This is a genomic window from Sciscionella sediminilitoris, from assembly GCF_000737195.2.
Taxonomy (GTDB): domain Bacteria; phylum Actinomycetota; class Actinomycetes; order Mycobacteriales; family Pseudonocardiaceae; genus Sciscionella; species Sciscionella sediminilitoris.
The window spans coordinates 51338-69546 of the sequence record NZ_JALM01000038.1; the positions used below are offsets into that span (position 1 = coordinate 51338).

An 18209-nucleotide genomic window follows, 5' to 3' on the forward strand; every position below is an offset into this window, starting at 1 on the left:
AGCCCGATCGGATCAACACGGTCATAGAACCACTCTGCGGGAGTTCGGAAACTGGTACCAGGAGCCCAGTTATCCTGTTACTGGCACTACCTGGCACCAGCATCGGACAATAGGGCAGCATGGTGTTCATGGGCACCAAGGACGAGCACCGCCGCAAGGAACTGGGGGCCTTCCTGCGCAGCCGCCGCGAGCGCATCACCCCGGAGCAGGTGGAGCTGCCCACCTCGGGCAGGCGCCGCACCCCGGGACTGCGCCGCGAGGAGGTCGCGATGCTCGCCGGGGTGGGCGTGACCTGGTACACCTGGCTCGAACAGGGGCGGGACATCAACGTCTCGGCACAGGTGCTGGACGCCATCGCGAACACCCTGCGGCTGGACCCGCACGAGCGCGGCCACCTGCTCACCCTGGCCAACGCCCAGTTCGGCGCGACCGAGAAGAACTGCCAGAACCTGCCGGCGGCCACCCAGACGATCCTCGACCAGTTGCAGCCCTATCCGGCCTTCGTACTCAATCCGCGCGCCGACATCCTGGCGTTCAACCGCGCCTATGACCGGTTGCTCACCCCGATCTCGGAGCTGCCCCTCGAGGACCGCAATTCGGTGTGGCTGATGTTCACCTCCCCCGCCTACCGCGCGGGCGTTCCCGACTGGGAAGCCGCCTCGCGCAAATCCGTCGGCCGGTTCCGCTCCGCGATGGCCAATCATGTCGGCGAACCGGGCTGGAAGGAACTCGTCGCCCGGTTGAAGGCCGCCTCCCCGGAGTTCACCAAGCTGTGGGAATCCAATGAGGTACTGGGCAACACCAACCTGTCCAAGGAAGTCATCAATCCGCAGGTGGGCAGGCTGCGCATCGACTACACCAATATGTGGCTCACCGACCGCGGTGGACCGCGGCTGATCACCTACACCCCGGCCGATGAGGAAACCCGGCTGCGCCTGTACCGGCTCGCCGAACTCGACGAGGTCCGCACCCCGGCTTGAGTCCAATACAGGACAAGCGTACTGTTAGGGGCACGACAGCCCCGGGCCTGCGCATGCGATTCGCGTGCGCCAGACTTGGGCACCGTTCCCGAATACGATCTGCGCTCGCCACAGGACATGGAGTTGGATGTGACAACACCCGCAAGCAAGGACAGCTTCGGCGCACGCGGCACGCTGACCGCGGGCGGCAAGGACTACGAGATCTTCCGCCTCTCGGCCGTCGAAGGGGCCGAGAAGCTGCCGTACAGCCTCAAGATCCTCACCGAGAACCTGTTGCGCACCGAGGACGGCAAGAACATCACCGCGGAGCACATCCGCGCACTCGGCAGCTGGGACCCCAAGGCCGAACCGTCCACGGAGATCCAGTTCACCCCCGCCAGGGTGGTCATGCAGGACTTCACCGGCGTTCCCTGCGTCGTGGACCTGGCCACCATGCGCGAGGCGGTACGCGACCTCGGCGGTGACCCGGACAAGATCAACCCGCTCGCCCCCGCCGAACTGGTGATCGACCACTCGGTGATCATCGACGTGTTCGGCCGCGCGGACGCCTTCGAGCGCAACGTGGAGTTCGAGTACGAACGCAACCGCGAGCGTTACCAGTTCCTGCGCTGGGGCCAGGGCGCCTTCGACGAGTTCAAGGTCGTCCCCCCGGGCACCGGGATCGTGCACCAGGTCAACATCGAGTACCTGGCGCGCACCGTGATGGCCCGCAACGGCCAGGCCTACCCGGACACCCTGGTCGGCACCGACTCGCACACCACCATGGTCAACGGTCTCGGCGTGCTCGGCTGGGGCGTCGGCGGGATCGAGGCGGAGGCGGCCATGCTCGGCCAGCCGGTCTCGATGCTCATCCCGAAGGTCGTCGGCTTCAAGCTCACCGGCGAGATCCCGGCCGGTTCCACCGCGACCGACGTGGTGCTGACCATCACCCAGATGCTGCGCAAGCAGGGCGTGGTCGGCAAGTTCGTGGAGTTCTACGGCGACGGCGTTGCCTCGGTCCCGCTGGCCAACCGCGCCACCATCGGCAACATGAGCCCGGAATTCGGCTCCACCGCGGCGATCTTCCCGATCGACGAGGAGACCGTCCGCTACCTGAAGCTGACCGGCCGCAGCGAGGAACAGCTCGCGCTGGTCGAGGCCTACGCCAAGGAGCAGGGCCTCTGGCACGACGCGGGACACGAGGCGGAGTACTCCGAATACCTCGAGCTCGACCTGTCCACCGTGGTGCCCTCCATCGCCGGGCCGAAGCGCCCGCAGGACCGCATCGAGGTCACCGCGGCCAAGCAGTCCTTCCGTGGCACGCTGCCGGACTACGTCGCGGCCAACGGTGCCGTCGACGAATCCGGGCGCGAGTCCTTCCCGGCCAGTGACGCGCCCGCGGTCAGCCACGACACCGCGGCCGACGCGCCGGTACTGCCGAGCGCCGCGGACCCGAGCGGATCCCGGCCCTCGAACCCGATCACCGTGCACAGCGAGGAGCGCGGGGACTTCGTGCTCGACCACGGCGCGGTGGTGATCGCCTCGATCACCTCCTGCACCAACACCTCCAACCCCTCGGTGATGCTCGGTGCCGCGCTGCTGGCCCGCAATGCCGTGGAGAAGGGGCTGTCCGTCAAGCCCTGGGTCAAGACCTCCATGGCGCCGGGTTCCCAGGTCGTCACCGACTACTACGAGAAGGCCGGGCTCTGGCCGTACCTGGAGAAGCTGGGCTACCACCTGGTCGGCTACGGCTGCACCACCTGCATCGGCAACTCGGGCCCGCTTCCGGAGGAGATCTCCGCCGCGGTCAACGAGAAGGATCTCTCGGTCGTCTCGGTGCTCTCCGGGAACCGGAACTTCGAGGGCCGCATCAACCCGGACGTGAAGATGAACTACCTGGCCTCGCCGCCGCTGGTCATCGCGTACGCGCTCGCCGGGACGATGGACTTCGACTTCGACTCCGACCCGCTCGGCACCGATGAGCAGGGCAAGCCGGTCTTCCTCGCCGACATCTGGCCGAGCCCGGCCGAGATCCAGCGATGCGTGGACTCGGCGATCAACCAGGAGATGTTCGCCAAGGACTACGCCGACGTGTTCGCCGGGGACGAGCGGTGGCGCTCGCTGCCGACCCCGGAGGGCAAGGTCTTCGAGTGGGACACCAAGTCCACCTACGTGCGCAAGCCCCCGTACTTCGAGGGCATGTCCGCCGAACCGGCCCCGGTGACCGATGTGTCCGGGGCGCGGGTGCTGGCGCTGCTCGGCGACTCGGTCACCACCGACCACATCTCCCCCGCCGGTGCGATCAAGGCGGATTCCCCCGCCGGGCGTTACCTGTCCGAGCACGGCATCGACCGCAAGGACTTCAACTCCTACGGATCGCGGCGCGGTAACCACGAGGTGATGATCCGGGGCACCTTCGCCAACATCCGGCTGCGCAACCTGCTGCTCGACGATGTGCAGGGTGGCTACACCCGGGACTTCACCCAGGAAGGCGGACCGCAGGCGTTCATCTACGACGCCGCGCAGAACTACGCCGCGCAGGGCACCCCGCTCGTGGTGCTCGGCGGCAAGGAGTACGGCTCCGGTTCCTCGCGGGACTGGGCGGCCAAGGGCACCTCGCTGCTCGGGGTGCGCGCGGTGATCGCCGAGTCCTTCGAGCGCATCCACCGCTCCAACCTGATCGGCATGGGCGTGGTCCCGCTGCAGTTCCCGGAGGGCGAATCGGCCTCCTCGCTCGGCCTGGACGGTACCGAGACCTTCGACATCGCCGGGATCACCGCGCTGAACGAGGGCACCACCCCGGCCACGGTGCACGTCACCGCCACCAAGGCCGACGGCGGCAAGACCGAGTTCGACGCGGTCGTGCGCATCGACACCCCCGGTGAGGCGGACTACTACCGCAACGGCGGGATCCTGCAGTACGTGCTGCGCAACCTGCTCGCCGGCTGAGCACCGCTCGTCCGAAAAACCCCGGTACCCGCCGCGGCGGGTACCGGGGTTTTTCGCGGTCGGAACGCGAGGCGGCACAGGCTCGCGGTTGTGCACCACCATCAACGTGACATACCGTCAGTACGGTATGTCTTTGAGGAGGTCCATGTGGCGCGCGAACCCAAAGTCGTGATCATCGGCGCCGGCATGTCCGGGATCGCCATCGCGGTGACCCTGAAGAAGGCCGGATTCCACGACTTCACCGTGCTGGAGAAGGGATCCCGGGTCGGCGGGGTGTGGCACTGGAACACCTACCCCGGACTGACCTGTGATGTGCCCTCGCTGCTCTACCGGTACACGTTTGCGGGAAAACCCGACTGGTCGCACTTCTTCGCCAAGGGCCCGGACATTCAGCGCTATCACGAGGATGTGGCGCGCGAACACGACGTGACCGGGCACATCCGGCTGAACACCGAGGTGACCGGGGCGCGGTTCGAGAACGAGCGCTGGCATGTGGAGACCGCGGGCGGGGACCGGTTCGAGGCGGATTTCCTGGTGGCCGCCACCGGGATCCTGCACCATCCACGGGTCCCCGACATCCCCGGCATGGCGGACTTCGACGGACCGCTGTTCCACACCGCGCGCTGGGATCACCGGGTCGATCCGCGCGGGAAACGGGTCGCGGTGATCGGCACCGGATCGACCGGGGTGCAACTGACCACCGCACTGCAGCCGATCGCGAAGCAGTTCTCGCTGTTCCAGCGCACCGCCCAATGGGTGATCCCGGCACCGACCCGGCTCCCCCAGCCGGCCGCGCTCACCGCGCTGCTGCGTCAGGCACCTTGGCTCAACCAGGCCATTTTCGACGCATCCCTGCGCGCCTCCCGGGTACTCACCGACATCACCCTCGCCCCGGGGCCCGCGCGCACCCTCGCCCAGGCTTACGCGCGCGCGAGCCTGCGCCTGATCCGGGACCGGCGGCTGCGTGCCAAGCTCACCCCGGATTACGAACCGTTCTGCAAACGGCAGGTGGTCTCCGGCGAGTTCCACCGTGCCGTGCAACGGAAAAACGTCTCCGTGGTCACCGAGGAGATCGAGCGCATCGTCCCCGAGGGGATCCGGACCGCCGACGGCACGGTGCACGAGTTCGACGTCATCGCGCTCGCCACCGGTTTCCAGGCGCACAACTACATGCGCCCGATGCGGTTGACCGGACGAGACGGCACCACGATCGACGAGGCATGGGAGAACGGGACCTTCGCCTACCGGATGACCGCGATCCCCGGTTTTCCCAACTTCTTCACCGTGCTGGGCCCCAATTCCCCGATCGGGAGCGTGCACCTGCAGTACACCGCGGAGCACACCGGCCGCTACATCGTCTCCTTCCTGCGCCGGTTCCGCCGGGGTGAGCTGACCACCGCCGAGGTCACCGAGACCGCGACCAAGGAGTTCAACGAGCAGGTCCGCACCGCGATCGGCCCGACCGTGTGGAACACCGGCTGCCAGAGCTGGTACCTCGACGACAGCGGCACGGTGGATCTGTGGCCCTTCGACCGCAAGACCCTGACCAGGATGCTGCGCGAACCGGATCCGGAGCACTACACCGTGACCGTCTAGGGATCGAAGGGCTGCCGGTCCGCAGTGCACACCGTGCCGCGGGGCGGGACCCTGAGGTGTACGAGGTAATCGCTCGCGATCCGGTCGGCGCAGCGGGAGTGCCCGCCGAGGATCGTGTGCCCGTACGCGTTCACGCTCACCAGCCGCGCCTTGCCGAGTAACCGCGTCGTCCGCTGGGCGAACGCGTAGGGAGTCGCCGGGTCGAAGTAGTTCCCGAAGGTCAGCACCGGATGGGCGCCGAAGTTGTGCCACGGCCCCGAATAGCGGTCCGCGGTGCGGGCACCGGGCCACACCGGGCACTGCGCGGCGTCGTTGAACGCCTGCCACCGCGCGAACGTGGGCTGCTCGGGTTCCCAGCGGCGCGCCACCTCCGGCACATAGTCGTTCGTGGCCGGAAACGGCTTGTCGCTGCAGTTGACCCCGAAATAGGAATCGTCCCCGGTGTAGGGTTTCCTCGGTACCGTGTTCCCGGCACGGCCGGTTTTCCCGCCGTGCGGCACCGCTGTGCCGTTCAGTGCCGAGTAGATGGCCCGCAGGTCGGTCATCAAGCCGGGAAACGACTTCTGGTCCCACATCGCCTGTGCCACGCGATCGGTGAATCCGCTCAGGGTTTCCACACTGCCGTCGGGCATGGGCAGATCGTGCCGCCGCAGCCGATCCCGGATCTCGGCGAACTTGGCCGCCGGATCCCCCGAGGAGAAGGCGCAGCGCGGCCCGCTCGCCGCACACCGGGCGAGCACCGCGCGCAGCGCATCCTCGAAACCGAGGCCGTGCTCACGCTCGTGTTCGACGCCGTTTCCGGTGCGCAGCAAGGGATCCACGTTCCCGTCGAGCACGATCGCCCGGGTGCGGTCCGGGTACATCGCGGCATAACTCGCCCCGATCAGCGTGCCATAGGAATAGCCGACGAAATCGAGTTTCGTATCCCCGACCGCGGCGCGCAGCAGATCCAGATCGCGCACGGTGTCCTTGGTGGACATGTGGTACAGCAAGGGTCCCGCGTTGCGGCGGCAGGATCGGGCGTAATCGCGGCGCGCGGTGAGATCCGCCCGGATCTGCGCCCCGGTGACCGGGGAGGAGACGAAATCGCGCAGTACCCGCTCTTTGTCCTCCGCGGTACGGAAACACCGCAGTGGCGCCGACCTGCCGACCCCGCGCGGATCGAAACCGAGAACGTCGAACCGGTCCAGTACCGGTTTCCGGTACTTCTTGTACGCCTCGGTGGTCGCGGTGAACCCGGAATTCCCCGGCCCGCCCGGATTCGTGAACAGCGTGCCGATCCGGTCCCGTGGGTGATCGGCGAGCCGTTTCATCAGCGCGATATCGATGCCACCCAGCTCCGGCCGGTCGTGGTCGATGGGCACCCGGAAACTGCCACAGCGCAGCCGGGCCCGTTCCGCGGCGGGCACGGGAGCGAGCACGCCGGCGGGACAGCTCCCCCATTCGATGCGGCGCGGTGCGGCCCGGCCCGCGGGCGCGGTCACCGGCAGCAGCGCGAGGGCGGCGAGCAGGGCACACCACAGGGAACGCTTCGACACGTCCTGACCTCCTTGTCACTTGCGTGTGCGAGACAGTCATGCGACTCTTGTCTCACGATGCGAGGAGGTGTCGCATGAGCGGTCCAGAAGACCTAACGCTCGGCCCGAGTTCCTGGGTGTGGACGTATTCCGGAGACTGGCGCTCGATGCTGATCGCGCCATGGGTCGGATTCGTCCAGTTGGCCTACCCCGGGCTCGGGGCCGGTGTGGAACAGCACTCCGCCTTCTACACCGAACCCTGGGCCCGGTTGTTCCGCTCGGTCCCGCAGATCGCGGGGGTGGTCTACGGAACCGACAAGGGCACGCGGATCCGCGATCTGCACCACGAGTTCAAGGGCACCGACAGCGAGGGCAGGCGCTATCACGCGCTCGATCCCGAGGTGTACTACTGGGCACACGCCACGATCTCCGAGGTCGTCGTGCACATGGTCAGCCATTTCGACCACGAGATGAGCGAGCCGGAACTCGAGCTCGCCTATCACGAGTCCTGCGCGGTCTACCGGCGTTACGGGGTCTCCACCCGCCCGGTGCCCCGCGATTCCGCCGCCTACCGCGAGTACTTCGAGCACCACTACGCCCAGGTGCTCGAACGCACCCCGGCGGTCACCGCGTTCATCGAGATGGCCAGCGATCCGGGTTCGATGGCCCAGCCCTGGCTGCCCGCCCCGCTGTGGAAGCTCGTCGCCCCGCTGGTGGCCAACCCGGCATGGACGCTCGGGGTCGGCATGCTGCACCCGGCCGCGCGCGAAACCCTCGGGGTGAGCTGGTCGAAGGCCGATCAGCGCCGCTTCGAGCTCATCACGAACACGGTGCGCACCGCATGGCGCGGGGTACCACTGCGGGCCCGCTACATGGCGCCCGCGCGCGCCGGATTCCGCCGTGAGGGCTGGCCGCACGTGCCGCGGCAGCGCGCCGCGACCGGTTACTGGCGGCGCGCCGCGGACACCCGCGTGGAACGGCTTGCCGCTGCCTGAGCAACGGGTCCCACCGGCCTTTATGCTTGCCCGGTGGCCGAAGAGGAAATGACAAGCGGCGCGACCGTGCTCGCCGACGCACTGCTCGACGAGGTGGTGCACACGCACGATCCGGTTGCCGTGCGGATCCTCGACGCGGCCACCGAGTCCTATATGGAGCACGGGATCCGGCGCACCAGCATGGACGACGTGGCCCGCCGCGCCGGTGTCGGGCGGGCCACCGTGTACCGCAAGTTCGCCGGCCGGGACAAGCTGACCGTCGCGGTGATCGCCAGGGACGCGCAGCGCTTCTTCGCCGAGATCGGCCGGGCGACCGAGAGCATCGCCGATGTCGGGGAACGCCTGGTGGAAGGGCTGGTCATCGGCTTGCGCTGGATCCGCGAGCAGCCCCTGCTGCACCGGCTGCTGCACACCGAACCCGAGCTCGTACTGCCCGCGGTGACCCTGCACGCCGGTCCCGCGCTGGCCACGATCCGCGAATTCCTCGCCGCCCAGTACCGGGCGAGCGAACCGCCCGCGCTGCGGGTGCCCATCGATCCGGACGAGGTCGCCGAGATCGTCGTGCGGCTCGCCGTTTCGCTCACCCTCACCCCGGAGACCGTGCTCCCGCTGAACAGCGAGGAGCAGATCCGCGCCACCGCCCGGCGCTACCTTTCCTTCGTGCTGCCCGCCCGCTGAGGCCTCCCCCGCGCCGGGGATTTCACCCGGCGGCCGAACCGGCGAACTGGGCGGCGTGCAGGCGCGCGTAGGCCCCGCCCGCGGTGAGCAGTTCCGCGTGTCCGCCCTGCTCCACGATCCGGCCGTCCTCCAGCACCAGGATGGTGTCCGCATCGCGGATGGTGGACAGCCGGTGGGCGATCACGAAGCTCGTCCGCCCGCTCCGCAACCTGCTCATCGCGCGCTGCACGAGCATTTCGGTGCGCGTGTCCACCGAACTAGTCGCCTCGTCGAGGACCAGGATGGCCGGTTCGACCAGAAACGCCCTGGCGATGGTGATCAGCTGCCGTTCCCCTGCGGAGAGCCCGTCCTCCTCGAGCACCGTGTCGTACCCGTCGGGCAGGGTGCGGATCAGGTGGTCGGCGTGCACCGCCCGGGCCGCGGCCACGACCTGCTCACGCGTGGCATCGGGACGGCCGTAGGCGATGTTGTCCGCGACGGTCCCGGCGAACAGCCAGGTGTCCTGCAGCACCATCCCGATCCGGGAGCGCAGCGCCGCCCTGGTCATCGCCGCGATGTCCACCCCGTCCACCCGGATCGCACCGCCGTCGAGTTCGTAGAACCGCAGCAACAGGTTCACCAGTGTGGTCTTGCCCGCCCCGGTCGGGCCGACGATCGCGATCGTCCGCCCGGGTTCCACGGTCAGTGAGAGGTCCTCGATCAGCGGCCGGTCCTCGGTGTAGCGGAACGAGATCCGGTCGAAGACAACCCGCCCGCGCACCGTGTCCGGATCGGCGGGCTCGGCTGCCTCGGGCGACTGTTCCGGCGCGTCGAGCAGCTCGTAGACCCGCCCGGCGGAAGCGATCGCGGACTGGACCTGTCCCGCGGTCGCGGCGATCGCCGTGATCGGCTGGTTGAACTGCATGACGTACTGGATGAACGCCTGGATGTCCCCGATCGAGATCGCCCCGGAGGCGACCCGTAGCCCGCCGAGCACCGCCACCAGCACGTAGTTCACGTTCCCCAGGAAGGTCATCACCGGCGGGATGAGCCCGGAGACGAACTGCGCCCGGGTGCTCGAGATCCGCAGTTCCTCGTTGTACTCCGCGAATTCCGCTTCCGCCTCGGCGGACCTGCCGAACGCGAGAACCAGTTCGTGGCCGCTGTAGTGCTCCTCGGCGTGCCCGGTCAGCTTTCCCGTCGCCGCCCACTGCCTGCCGAACTGCGGCTGGGCGCGAGCGCCGATGGCCTTGGCCGCCCACAGGGTCAGCGGCAGGGTGAGCACGACGAGCAGGGTGAGCAGCGGCGAGACGAACAGCATCATGACCAGCGAACCGAGGAAGGACAACACGGCGGCGAACAACCGCGAGGCCATGGCCTGGATCGTCTGCGCGAGGTTGTCGATGTCGTTGGTGGCCCGGGTCAGCACCTCGCCGCGTGAGCGCGAATCCAGGTAGCGCAAGGAAAGCCGCGCCAGCTTGTCCTCGGTGCGCGCACGCAGCCGGAAGGCCAGCCCCTGCACCACGGTGGCGATCAGCCTGCCCTGCACGACCAGGCACAGCCATGCGCCGAGGGCGAGCAGCCCGACCAGCACGAGCAACCGGGCCAGCGCAGCGAAGTCCACACCCGGACCACGCAGCCCGGCGAGCACCACATCCGTGGCCTTGCCGAGCAGCAGCGGGGTCACCATGGTCATGCCCGCCCCGCCGAGCGCCAGCAGGAGTATGCCGAGGGTGCGCAGGCGGTCCTCGCGGAATCCGGTCAGCAGCCGCCAGACCGTCGCGCGGAACGCGGGCTGCGTTTTGTCCTCGCTCAACGGATGACCTCCTCGGTACCGAGCTGGGAACGGACGATCTCGGTGTAGGTGGGGCTGGTCTCGAGCAGTTCCTCGTGTGTGCCCGCCGCCTCCACCGCACCCGCGTCCAGCACGATGATCCGGTCCGCCGAGCGGATCGTGGAAACCCGCTGCGCCACGACGATCTGCGTCGCGTCCCCCAGCTCCTCGGCGAGCGCGGCGCGCACCGCGGCATCGGTCGCGCCGTCCAGTGCGGAGAACGCGTCGTCGAACAGGTAGATCCTCGGGTTCGCCACCAGGGCACGGGCGATGGCCAGCCGCTGGCGCTGACCGCCGGAGACGGTCGTGCCGCCCTGCCCGAGCACGGTGTCCAGCCCGTCCGGCATGGCGCGCACGAACTCGGCCGCCTGCGCGATCTCCAGCGCATGCCACAGCCGGTCCTCGCTCGCCCCGGGAGCACCGAACCGCAGATTCCGCGCCACCGTCCCGGAGAACAGGTACGCCCGCTGTGGCACCAGGCCGATCGCGGCGGCGATACTCGCCCGGTCCAGGGCGCGCACATCCACTCCGTCCAGCAGCACCTCGCCCTCGTCGAGTTCGAGCAGCCGGGCGATCAGATTCACCAGCGTGGTCTTGCCCGACCCTGTCGAGCCGACCACCGCGGTGACCTCACCCGGTTCGGCGCGCAGATCCACCCCGCGCAACACCGGCTCCTCGGCGCCCGGATACCCGAACCGCGCCCCGCGTACCCGCACCCGCCCTGTCCCGGAAAGCACCGCGGGTGTCTCGGGTTCCCCGATGGCGGGCACGGTGTCGAGCACCGCGCGGATCCGGCTCGCGCTCACCCGCGCCCGCGGCGCGAACATGAACACGCTCATCGCCGCCAGGACCGCGCCGAGGATCTGCGCCAGGTAGTTGAGGAACGCGATCAGTGATCCGACCTGCAGTCCGCCCGCCGCGACCCGCGGACCGCCGATGGCCAGCACCGCGACCGAGGCAAGGGTGGCGATCAGCGTGGCGCTCGCCCCGAAGTAGGCCTGGTAGCGCCCGAGGCGGACAGCGACCCCGCGCAGGTCCGCGCTGACCCGCCCGAACCGCTCCCGCTCGTGGTCCTCCCGCACGAAGGCCCGGATCACCCGGATCCCCATGATCTGCTCGCGCAGCACCCCGTTCACGGTGTCGATGCGCCCCTGCATCGCCCTGGCCGGTCCGATCATCCGGTTGATGATCAGCCCGATCACCCCGATCGCGACCGGGATCGCCACCAGCAGCACCACCGAGAGCGGCACATCCTGGCCGAGCGCGAGCACCAGCCCGCCGATCGCCATGAACGGCGCGGTGACCGCGAGGGTGAGCAGGATGAACGCCAGCAGCTGCACCTGCTGCACATCGTTGGTGGTTCTGGTCAGCAGCGAGGGCGCACCGAACTCGTGCACCTCGCGCACCGAGAACCGCTGGACCCGCGCGAAAAGCGCCGCGCGCAGGTCCGCACCGATCCGCATGGCCACCCGCGCGCCGAGGTAGACGGCGGCCGCGGTGGCGGCCACCTGGACCAGGGTCGCCGCGAGCATGAGCCCGCCATGGCCGAGCAGATAGCCGGTGTCCCCGCGCAGGATCCCGTTGTCGACCAGACCCGCGGTGAGCGTCGGCAGATAGAGCATGGCGAGCGCCTGCACGAGCTGGCAGCCGACCAGCATCGCGACTTCCCTGGTGTACGGGCGCATTCCGTTACGCAGCAAGGGATACAGCGCCGCTGGGGAACCGTTCATGCGAAGAGCCTAACACAAACCTTCACCAGGTGTAAATTTATTCGGAGAGTATAAATCTCCCTGGGGTAGAGTCATGCCATGGACGGTAAGCCGGGACTGCGCCAGCGCAAGAAGGACGCGACACGAAGCCGCCTGATCCTCACCGCTCTCGAGCTGTTCGAGGAGCACGGCTTCGACAACGTCTCGGTGGCCGAGATCGCCGAAGCGGCCGAGGTGTCGAAGAAGACGGTGTTCAACTACTTCGGGATCAAGGAGGATCTGATCCTCGGCGCGGGCGAGCACCATCAGCGCGAACCGGCCGCGGTCGTGCGGGAGCGCCCAAGCGAGGTCAGCGTGCACGCCGCGATGCGGGACTATCTGCGCACCGCACTCGACGAGCGTCAGCCGTTCACCGGGCTCAACGACAATCCGGTCGTACTGCGGATCCAGCAGCTGGTCCGGAACACCCCACAGCTGGCCGTGCGCTACTACGCGCAGCAGATGGAAACCCGGCGGTTGCTCGCCGAGGCGCTCATGGAGGAAGGCAGCTCACGGTTCTCGGCTTTCCTGGTCGCCGCCCAGATCCTGAGCGCCCAGGAGGTGGTGGTCGGCGAGAACGTCCGGCGCATCACCGAGGGCGAGACCCCGGACGAGGTCTATCCGGACGCGGTGCGCGCCGCCGAACACGCGTTCCACCTTCTGGAGAACGGGCTCGGCGGCTTCGACCGCGAACTCAGGCACGCCGCGCCAGGGTCACCGCGAACCGCTGCTCCCGATCCGTCCAATACCGGACCGGAGTGAATCCGGCCGCGCCGAGCTCCGCCTCGATCCCGGCCCGCCGGAACTTCGCCGAGACCTCGGTGCGCAGTTCCTCGCCCTCGGCGAACTCCACGTCGAGGCCGAGCCCGGCGATCCGCACCCGCATCGGGCGCCGTGCGCGCAGCCGCATCTCGATCCACTCCCGATCCGGGTCCCACACCGCGTGATGCTCGAAGGATTCCGGCTCGAAGTCCGCACCGAGTTCGCGGTTCACCACCCGCAGCACATTGCGGTTGAACTCGGCGGTCACCCCGGCGGCATCGGCATAGGCGGGCACCAGCACGGCCGGGTCCTTGACCAGATCGGTCCCGAGTAGCAGCCACTCCCCCGGTTCGAGCACGGAGCGCAGCCCGGCGAGGAATTCCGCGCGTGCGGGCGGTTCCAGGTTGCCGATGGTGCCGCCGAGGAACACCAGCATCCGCGGGGCGGCGCCGGGCAGCCCGCCGAGGTCGGTGGCGAAGTCCCCGACCACCCCGTGCACGCCGAGACCGGGATAGTCGATCGCGATCTTCTCCGCGGCCTCGCGCAGCGCGGATTCGGAGACATCCAGCGGCACGAATTCGCGCAGGCTGCCGTGTTCGCCGAGCGCGTCGAGCAGCAGCCTGGTCTTCTCGCTCGATCCGGAACCGAGCTCGACCAGGGTGCGCGCCCCGGTCAGTCCGGCGAGCTCGGCGGCACGCGTGCGCAGGATCTCGGCCTCGGCCCGGGTCGGGTAGTACTCGGCCAGTTCGGTGATCCGCTCGAACAGCCTGCTGCCCTCGGCGTCGTAGAACCATTTGGGCGGCAGGGTTTTCGGCCGCGCGGACAGTCCGGCGCGCACATCGGCGGCGAGGGCGCGGTCGAAGTGGTCGGCGGGGAGCCGGTTCTCGATCTCGGTCATGCCACGCTCCTCGCGAGCCGGAATCCGGAGAAGATCTGCCTGCGGATCGGGTGATCCCAGTTGCGGAAGGTGGATCGCATCGCGGCCACATCGGTGCCGAAGGAGCCGCCGCGCAGCATCTTGTAGTCCCCGCCGAAGAACGGGGCGGAGTACTCCTTGTAGGGCATGACTCGGAATTCCGGATAGGGCGCGAAATCGCTGTCGCACCACTCCCAGACGTCCCCGATCAGCTGCGCGACCCCATAGTGCGATTCGCCGTCCGGGTAGGCGCCGATCCCGGCCGGGGAAAGGTGGCGCTGGCCGAGGTTGGCGTGCTCGGTGCCCGGTTCCGCGTCCCCCCACGGGAACCGGGTGCTGCGCCCGGAACGCGGATCCCACCGGGCCGCCTTCTCCCATTCGGCCTCGGTCGGCAGCCGCTTGCCCGCCCACCGCGCGTAGGCCTGCGCCTCGAAGAAACACACGTGCACCACGGGTTCCTCCGCCGGGACCGGTTCGACCTCGCCGAACCGCCTGCGCAGCCAAGTGCCGGAATCGCGGAACCAGAACGCGGGCGCGGTCAGGTCCTCCGCGCACCGGTGCGCCCAGCCACGTTCGCTCCACCACCGCGGATCCCGGTATCCGCCGTCCTCGACGAACCGCCGGTATTCCCCGCAGGTGACCGGAAACCGGTCGATCGCGAAGGTGTCCACCCACACCCGGTGCGCGGGCCGTTCGTTGTCCAGCGACCACGGATCCACCGAGGTCCCCATCTCGAACGGGCCCGCTTCGACAAGCACCTCGCCCGGGGTAGCCGAACCCCGCGGCGCGGGTTCGGCGCGCAGCACCGGTCCACCGGAGCGCAGCTGGTGGGTTGCGAGCATGGTCTCGTCGTGCTGCTGTTCGTGCTGGATGATCATGCCGAAGGCGAACCCGCCGCTGTGCAGATCGCTGCCCTCGAACGGCACGTGCTCGAGCACATCCAGCACCTTCGCCCGCACCTCGCGGACGTAGCCGCGCGCCTCGTCCGGGCCGAGCAGCGGAAGGCTCGGCCGTGCGGCGCGGGGATGTTCGAAGGCGTTGTAGAGCTCGTCGATATCCGCACGCACGGGTTCCCGGCCGCCGACATCGCGCAGCAGCCACAGCTCCTCCTGGTTTCCGATGTGCGCGAGGTCCCAGACCAGCGGCGACATCAGCGTGGAGTGCTGCGTGGTGAGCTCGGCGTCCTCGATGTCGGTGAGTACGGTGCTGCGCTCGCGGGCGCGGCGCAGCCGGGTGGCGATGTCTTCCCGGAACTGTTCGGTGCTCAGGTTCATGGCTTACCCTGCCTCGGTTCTGGTTCGGATACTCGGTCTCAGCCGGCCACGAAGGTGTTCAGCCGCTGCCGCAGCTGCTCGATCACTTGTGCCGCAACGTTTTCCTCGATATCGGTGTGCTCGATCGCTTCGGCGCCGATGGCGACCAGCCCGGCGGCGGCCTCGGCGATCACCGGATCGGCGAGCCCGCTGCGCGCCCCGTCCAGCCACATCCCCGCCGCGGGCCGGGCCGCCTCGAGCGCCCGCTCGGTGTAGGTGTCCGTGCCGAGTAGCGCGATCAGCAGCAGGGCTGGGGCGAGCCAGCCGCTGCCCGCCTGGGCGTCGATATAGCGCAGTTCCAGATATCCGTGCGGGCGCACCGGCGGGAACATCGTGCTGAGGTGATAGTCGAGATCATCGGTGGTCGGCAGCGGTTCGAGCGCCCCGTCGATCCAGGCGGCGAAACTGAGCGGGCGCGGCGGGATCCACCGGTCACCGAGCGAGCGCACGCACATCACCGGGGCTTCCAGGACCCGGTGCGCCCAGGCCATCGCGGGATCCGCGCCCACTTCGGCGGGACGCATCCGCACCGGATCGCTGCCGAACACCACCAGCTGGCGCCCGGACACCGCATCGGCCCCCGGGGCGGTGTTGCCGAACAGCGCGCACAGCGCCGGGCCCATCGCGTGCGCGCACTCCCAGCGCCGTTCCACCCGGTCCCGTTCCCCCATGTCCACGCAGACCTGCACGCCCGCCGTGGAACACATCATCCGTTTTCCGTCGCCGCCGAACGGCTCGAAGGCCGCTTCCATCGCCGCATAGCGCGGGGTGCGCAGCAGCCTGCGCGCCGGGCGGTAGGGGTCGAGGCCGTATTCGCCGAGCACCAGCCCGGCGTCGGTACATCGGCGGCCGAGTTCCGCGAAATCCGCGGAGAGCGCGGCGAACAGCGCGGTCACCGAGTCCTCGGCCGGCGAGGAGAGCTCGACCTGCCCGCCCGGTTCCACGGTGACCTGACATCCCGAGGGCAGGGGCCGCGCCGGGCCGCCCGGCGACAGGGTGGCCGGGGCGGATTCGCCGAGCGCGGCGCGCAGCCTCGCGGGATCGAGTGCCGCGGCCGGATCCTCCGCGTGGTGCACCGTCCATTCCAGTTCGAGGCCGTACCTTCGCGGCGGCCCGTGTTTGAAACAGATCGAGGCCACGTATGCTTCGGCCTCGGCGCGGGTGCGCAGAGCTCTCGGTCGCGTGTCCGGACTGATCATGGTGCCCCTCCTCGGCGGGATCCGGCCCTCACTACGGAAGCTACCGAGGGGGTCCGACAATTCCATGGGCCAAGCGCACCAACCCGGGGACAGAACTTGCCGAGCCGTACGTACGGTTTGCGAACCTGCGGGCGATCCTGGGACGATGGTCCGGTGCCACGGGTAAGCCAGGATCACCTCGCCGCGCGCAGGCGGCAAATCCTCGATGGCGCGCGCGGTTGTTTCGCGCGGTTCGGCTACGAGGGCGCCACGGTGCGCAGGCTCGAGGAGGCGACCGGCCTGTCCCGGGGCGCGATCTTCCATCACTTCAAGGACAAGGAATCGCTGTTCCTCGCCCTCGCCGAGCAGGACGCCGCCCGCATGGCCGATGTGGTCGCCGACCAGGGCCTCGTGCAGGTGATGCACGATCTGCTCTCCGCGCAGAGCGACACCCCGGCCGACTGGCTCGGCACCCGGCTCGAGGTGTCCAGGCGGTTGCGCACCGATCCGGAGTTCCGGGAACGGTGGGCACAGCGTTCGCAGCCGCTCACCGAGGCCACCCGGATGCGCCTGCGCCGCCAGCGCGACGCGGGCAAGCTGCGCGACGACATCGACGTGGACGTGCTGACCTCGTACCTGGAACTGGTGCTCGAGGGGCTGGTCTCGCACCTGGCCATGGGTCTGCCCGCGGAACATCTCGGGCCGGTACTCGATCTTGTCGAGCAGAGTGTGCGCCGGCACCGCTAAGCTGGTGCAGTGATTTGTCCGAAATGTCAGAACGTAATGCGCACGCTCGACAAGAGCGGCGTGCACATCGAGCAGTGCGACGGCTGCCACGGGATCTTCCTCGACCGCGGTGAGCTCGAGCAGATCGCCAGCGCCGAGCGCTCCTTCTACGCGAGCCCGCCGCCGTACCAGCCACCGCACGCCGCGCCCGGGATGCCGCCGCACGCCCAGCACGGTTACCGCGACTCGCCCCAGCCCTACCGGGGCGGCTACCGGGATTCGCCGCGGCCCTATCACGGTGGATACCGCGATTCCCCGCGTCCGTACGGTCACCACGGGCGACGCAAGCGCGGCTTCCTCGAGCAGCTGTTCGACTGAGGGCTGCCCTCGGTGCTCGATCCGCTGATCTGCCCGTACTGCGGGCAGCGCGCCGAACGGCCACTGGCCGAGGAGAGCGGAATGCTGCGCTGTGACCGGTGCTGGCGCAGGCGCGCGTTCCGCAGGCTGCCACTGCTCGCCCTGACCGGGCCGAGCGGGGCGGGCAAGTCCACGGTCGGGCCCGCGCTCGTGGCGAACCTGGCCGAGCGGCTCGTGCTCGCCGAACAGGACGTGCTCTGGCACCCCGAACTGGCCGAGGACGAGCCGGGACATCCCCGGTTCCGGCGCACCTGGCTGCGGATGGCCGCGATGCTGCACCAGAGCGGCCGCCCGGTGTTGTTGTGCGGCACCGTAGTTCCCCCGGAGTTCGAACCGCTGCCCGAGCGTGCGCTGTTCTCCGGGATCCACTACTGCGCGCTGACCGCGGAGAACACCGTGCTCGCCCGGCGACTGCGGGACCGGCCCGCGTGGCGGCAGTGGGACGAACCGCGGATCGCCGAGACCTGCGCGTTCAACGACTGGCTCCGCGCGGAGGCGGCCACGATGGATCCACCCGTCCGGTTGCTGGACACCACGACCGCACCACTGGAGGAGACGGTGTGTGCGGTGACCGCGTGGGCGCGTGCGGTACTCGGCGAGAAAACCTTGCGTACCACCGGTATGTAAGAGCATTCTCGGCCT

The 18209-nt window shown here is 69.1% G+C and carries 15 protein-coding genes; 9 read left to right on the plus strand and 6 right to left on the minus strand.

The window, feature by feature from the left end:
- Window positions 1-119: 119 nt before the first annotated feature.
- From AD72_RS18325 to AD72_RS18335, 3 genes are all read left to right on the plus strand, one after another.
- A complete protein-coding gene (locus tag AD72_RS18325) occupies window positions 120-980 on the plus strand; it encodes a helix-turn-helix transcriptional regulator (protein ID WP_031467754.1) in 861 nt (286 codons plus the stop codon).
- Window positions 981-1109: 129 nt separating this feature from the next.
- Window positions 1110-3908: an aconitate hydratase AcnA gene (acnA, locus tag AD72_RS18330; protein WP_037346364.1), complete on the plus strand. Its 2799-nt coding sequence runs from the start codon at window positions 1110-1112 to the stop codon at window positions 3906-3908.
- A 147-nt stretch (window positions 3909-4055) separates the two neighbouring features.
- Entirely contained in the window at window positions 4056-5504 is a 1449-nt protein-coding gene (locus tag AD72_RS18335) for a flavin-containing monooxygenase (protein WP_031467756.1), read from the plus strand.
- On the opposite strand, the gene AD72_RS18340 is transcribed toward AD72_RS18335, so the two are convergent.
- Window positions 5501-7042 (minus strand): alpha/beta hydrolase, encoded by a 1542-nt coding sequence (locus AD72_RS18340; RefSeq protein WP_031467757.1) that lies wholly within the window; start codon window positions 7040-7042, stop codon window positions 5501-5503. The two genes, AD72_RS18335 and AD72_RS18340, sit on opposite strands and share 4 nt — an antisense overlap.
- A 74-nt stretch (window positions 7043-7116) precedes the next feature.
- Here AD72_RS18340 and AD72_RS18345 point away from each other — a divergent pair, with 74 nt between their 5' ends.
- Both AD72_RS18345 and AD72_RS18350 read left to right on the plus strand, forming a co-directional pair.
- Complete coding sequence (locus tag AD72_RS18345; RefSeq protein WP_197285007.1) at window positions 7117-8016, plus strand: oxygenase MpaB family protein; 900 nt, start codon at window positions 7117-7119, stop codon at window positions 8014-8016.
- Between the two features lie 33 nt (window positions 8017-8049).
- Window positions 8050-8694: a TetR/AcrR family transcriptional regulator gene (locus AD72_RS18350; RefSeq protein WP_156365251.1), complete on the plus strand. Its 645-nt coding sequence runs from the start codon at window positions 8050-8052 to the stop codon at window positions 8692-8694.
- 22 nt (window positions 8695-8716) lie between these two features.
- Here AD72_RS18350 and AD72_RS18355 read toward each other — a convergent pair whose 3' ends face one another.
- On the minus strand, window positions 8717-10489 hold the full coding sequence (locus tag AD72_RS18355; protein ID WP_031467759.1) for an ABC transporter ATP-binding protein: 1773 nt from the start codon (window positions 10487-10489) through the stop codon (window positions 8717-8719).
- Window positions 10486-12237 carry an ABC transporter ATP-binding protein gene (locus AD72_RS18360; protein WP_031467760.1) on the minus strand — a complete coding sequence of 584 codons (1752 nt, stop codon included), beginning with the start codon at window positions 12235-12237 and terminating at the stop codon, window positions 10486-10488. Before AD72_RS18360 ends, AD72_RS18355 begins: the two co-directional genes overlap by 4 nt.
- 78 nt (window positions 12238-12315) lie before the next feature.
- Between AD72_RS18360 and AD72_RS18365 the strand changes: the two genes are divergently transcribed.
- Entirely contained in the window at window positions 12316-13017 is a 702-nt protein-coding gene (locus AD72_RS18365) for a TetR/AcrR family transcriptional regulator (RefSeq protein WP_063890768.1), read from the plus strand.
- Here the strand turns inward: AD72_RS18365 and egtD are convergent.
- The 3 genes from egtD to AD72_RS18380 are packed head-to-tail and all read right to left on the minus strand — an operon-like array spanning window position 12950 to window position 16445.
- Window positions 12950-13915, minus strand: a complete 966-nt coding sequence (egtD, locus tag AD72_RS18370; protein ID WP_051898753.1) for an L-histidine N(alpha)-methyltransferase — start codon at window positions 13913-13915, stop codon at window positions 12950-12952. The genes AD72_RS18365 and egtD overlap by 68 nt on opposite strands.
- Window positions 13912-15207, minus strand: coding sequence for an ergothioneine biosynthesis protein EgtB (egtB, locus tag AD72_RS18375; protein WP_031467763.1), 1296 nt, complete (start codon window positions 15205-15207; stop codon window positions 13912-13914). The genes egtD and egtB overlap by 4 nt, the downstream gene beginning before the upstream one ends.
- Window positions 15208-15245: 38 nt before the next feature.
- Complete coding sequence (locus tag AD72_RS18380) at window positions 15246-16445, minus strand: glutamate-cysteine ligase family protein (RefSeq protein ID WP_031467764.1); 1200 nt, start codon at window positions 16443-16445, stop codon at window positions 15246-15248.
- A gap of 153 nt (window positions 16446-16598) precedes the next feature.
- Here AD72_RS18380 and AD72_RS18385 point away from each other — a divergent pair, with 153 nt between their 5' ends.
- The 3 genes from AD72_RS18385 to AD72_RS18395 are packed head-to-tail and all read left to right on the plus strand — an operon-like array spanning window position 16599 to window position 18194.
- Window positions 16599-17171, plus strand: a complete 573-nt coding sequence (locus tag AD72_RS18385) for a TetR/AcrR family transcriptional regulator (protein WP_020495011.1) — start codon at window positions 16599-16601, stop codon at window positions 17169-17171.
- A 9-nt stretch (window positions 17172-17180) separates the two neighbouring features.
- Window positions 17181-17528 carry a TFIIB-type zinc ribbon-containing protein gene (locus tag AD72_RS18390; RefSeq protein WP_082469015.1) on the plus strand — a complete coding sequence of 116 codons (348 nt, stop codon included), beginning with the start codon at window positions 17181-17183 and terminating at the stop codon, window positions 17526-17528.
- Between the two features lie 12 nt (window positions 17529-17540).
- Window positions 17541-18194, plus strand: coding sequence for an AAA family ATPase (locus AD72_RS18395; RefSeq protein WP_031467766.1), 654 nt, complete (start codon window positions 17541-17543; stop codon window positions 18192-18194).
- Window positions 18195-18209 lie beyond the last annotated feature (15 nt).

Excerpts from the sequence above, each read along its gene's own strand:
- AD72_RS18345 (WP_197285007.1), top strand. The coding sequence starts at position 7,117 with ATGAGCGGTCCAGAAGACCTAACGCTCGGCCCGAGTTCCTGGGTGTGG.
- egtB (WP_031467763.1), bottom strand. The coding sequence starts at position 15,207 with ATGAACCTGAGCACCGAACAGTTCCGGGAAGACATCGCCACCCGGCTG.
- egtD (WP_051898753.1), bottom strand. The coding sequence starts at position 13,915 with ATGACCGAGATCGAGAACCGGCTCCCCGCCGACCACTTCGACCGCGCC.
- AD72_RS18365 (WP_063890768.1), top strand. The coding sequence starts at position 12,316 with ATGGACGGTAAGCCGGGACTGCGCCAGCGCAAGAAGGACGCGACACGA.
- AD72_RS18360 (WP_031467760.1), bottom strand. The coding sequence starts at position 12,237 with ATGAACGGTTCCCCAGCGGCGCTGTATCCCTTGCTGCGTAACGGAATG.
- AD72_RS18380 (WP_031467764.1), bottom strand. The coding sequence starts at position 16,445 with ATGATCAGTCCGGACACGCGACCGAGAGCTCTGCGCACCCGCGCCGAG.
- AD72_RS18325 (WP_031467754.1), top strand. The coding sequence starts at position 120 with ATGGTGTTCATGGGCACCAAGGACGAGCACCGCCGCAAGGAACTGGGG.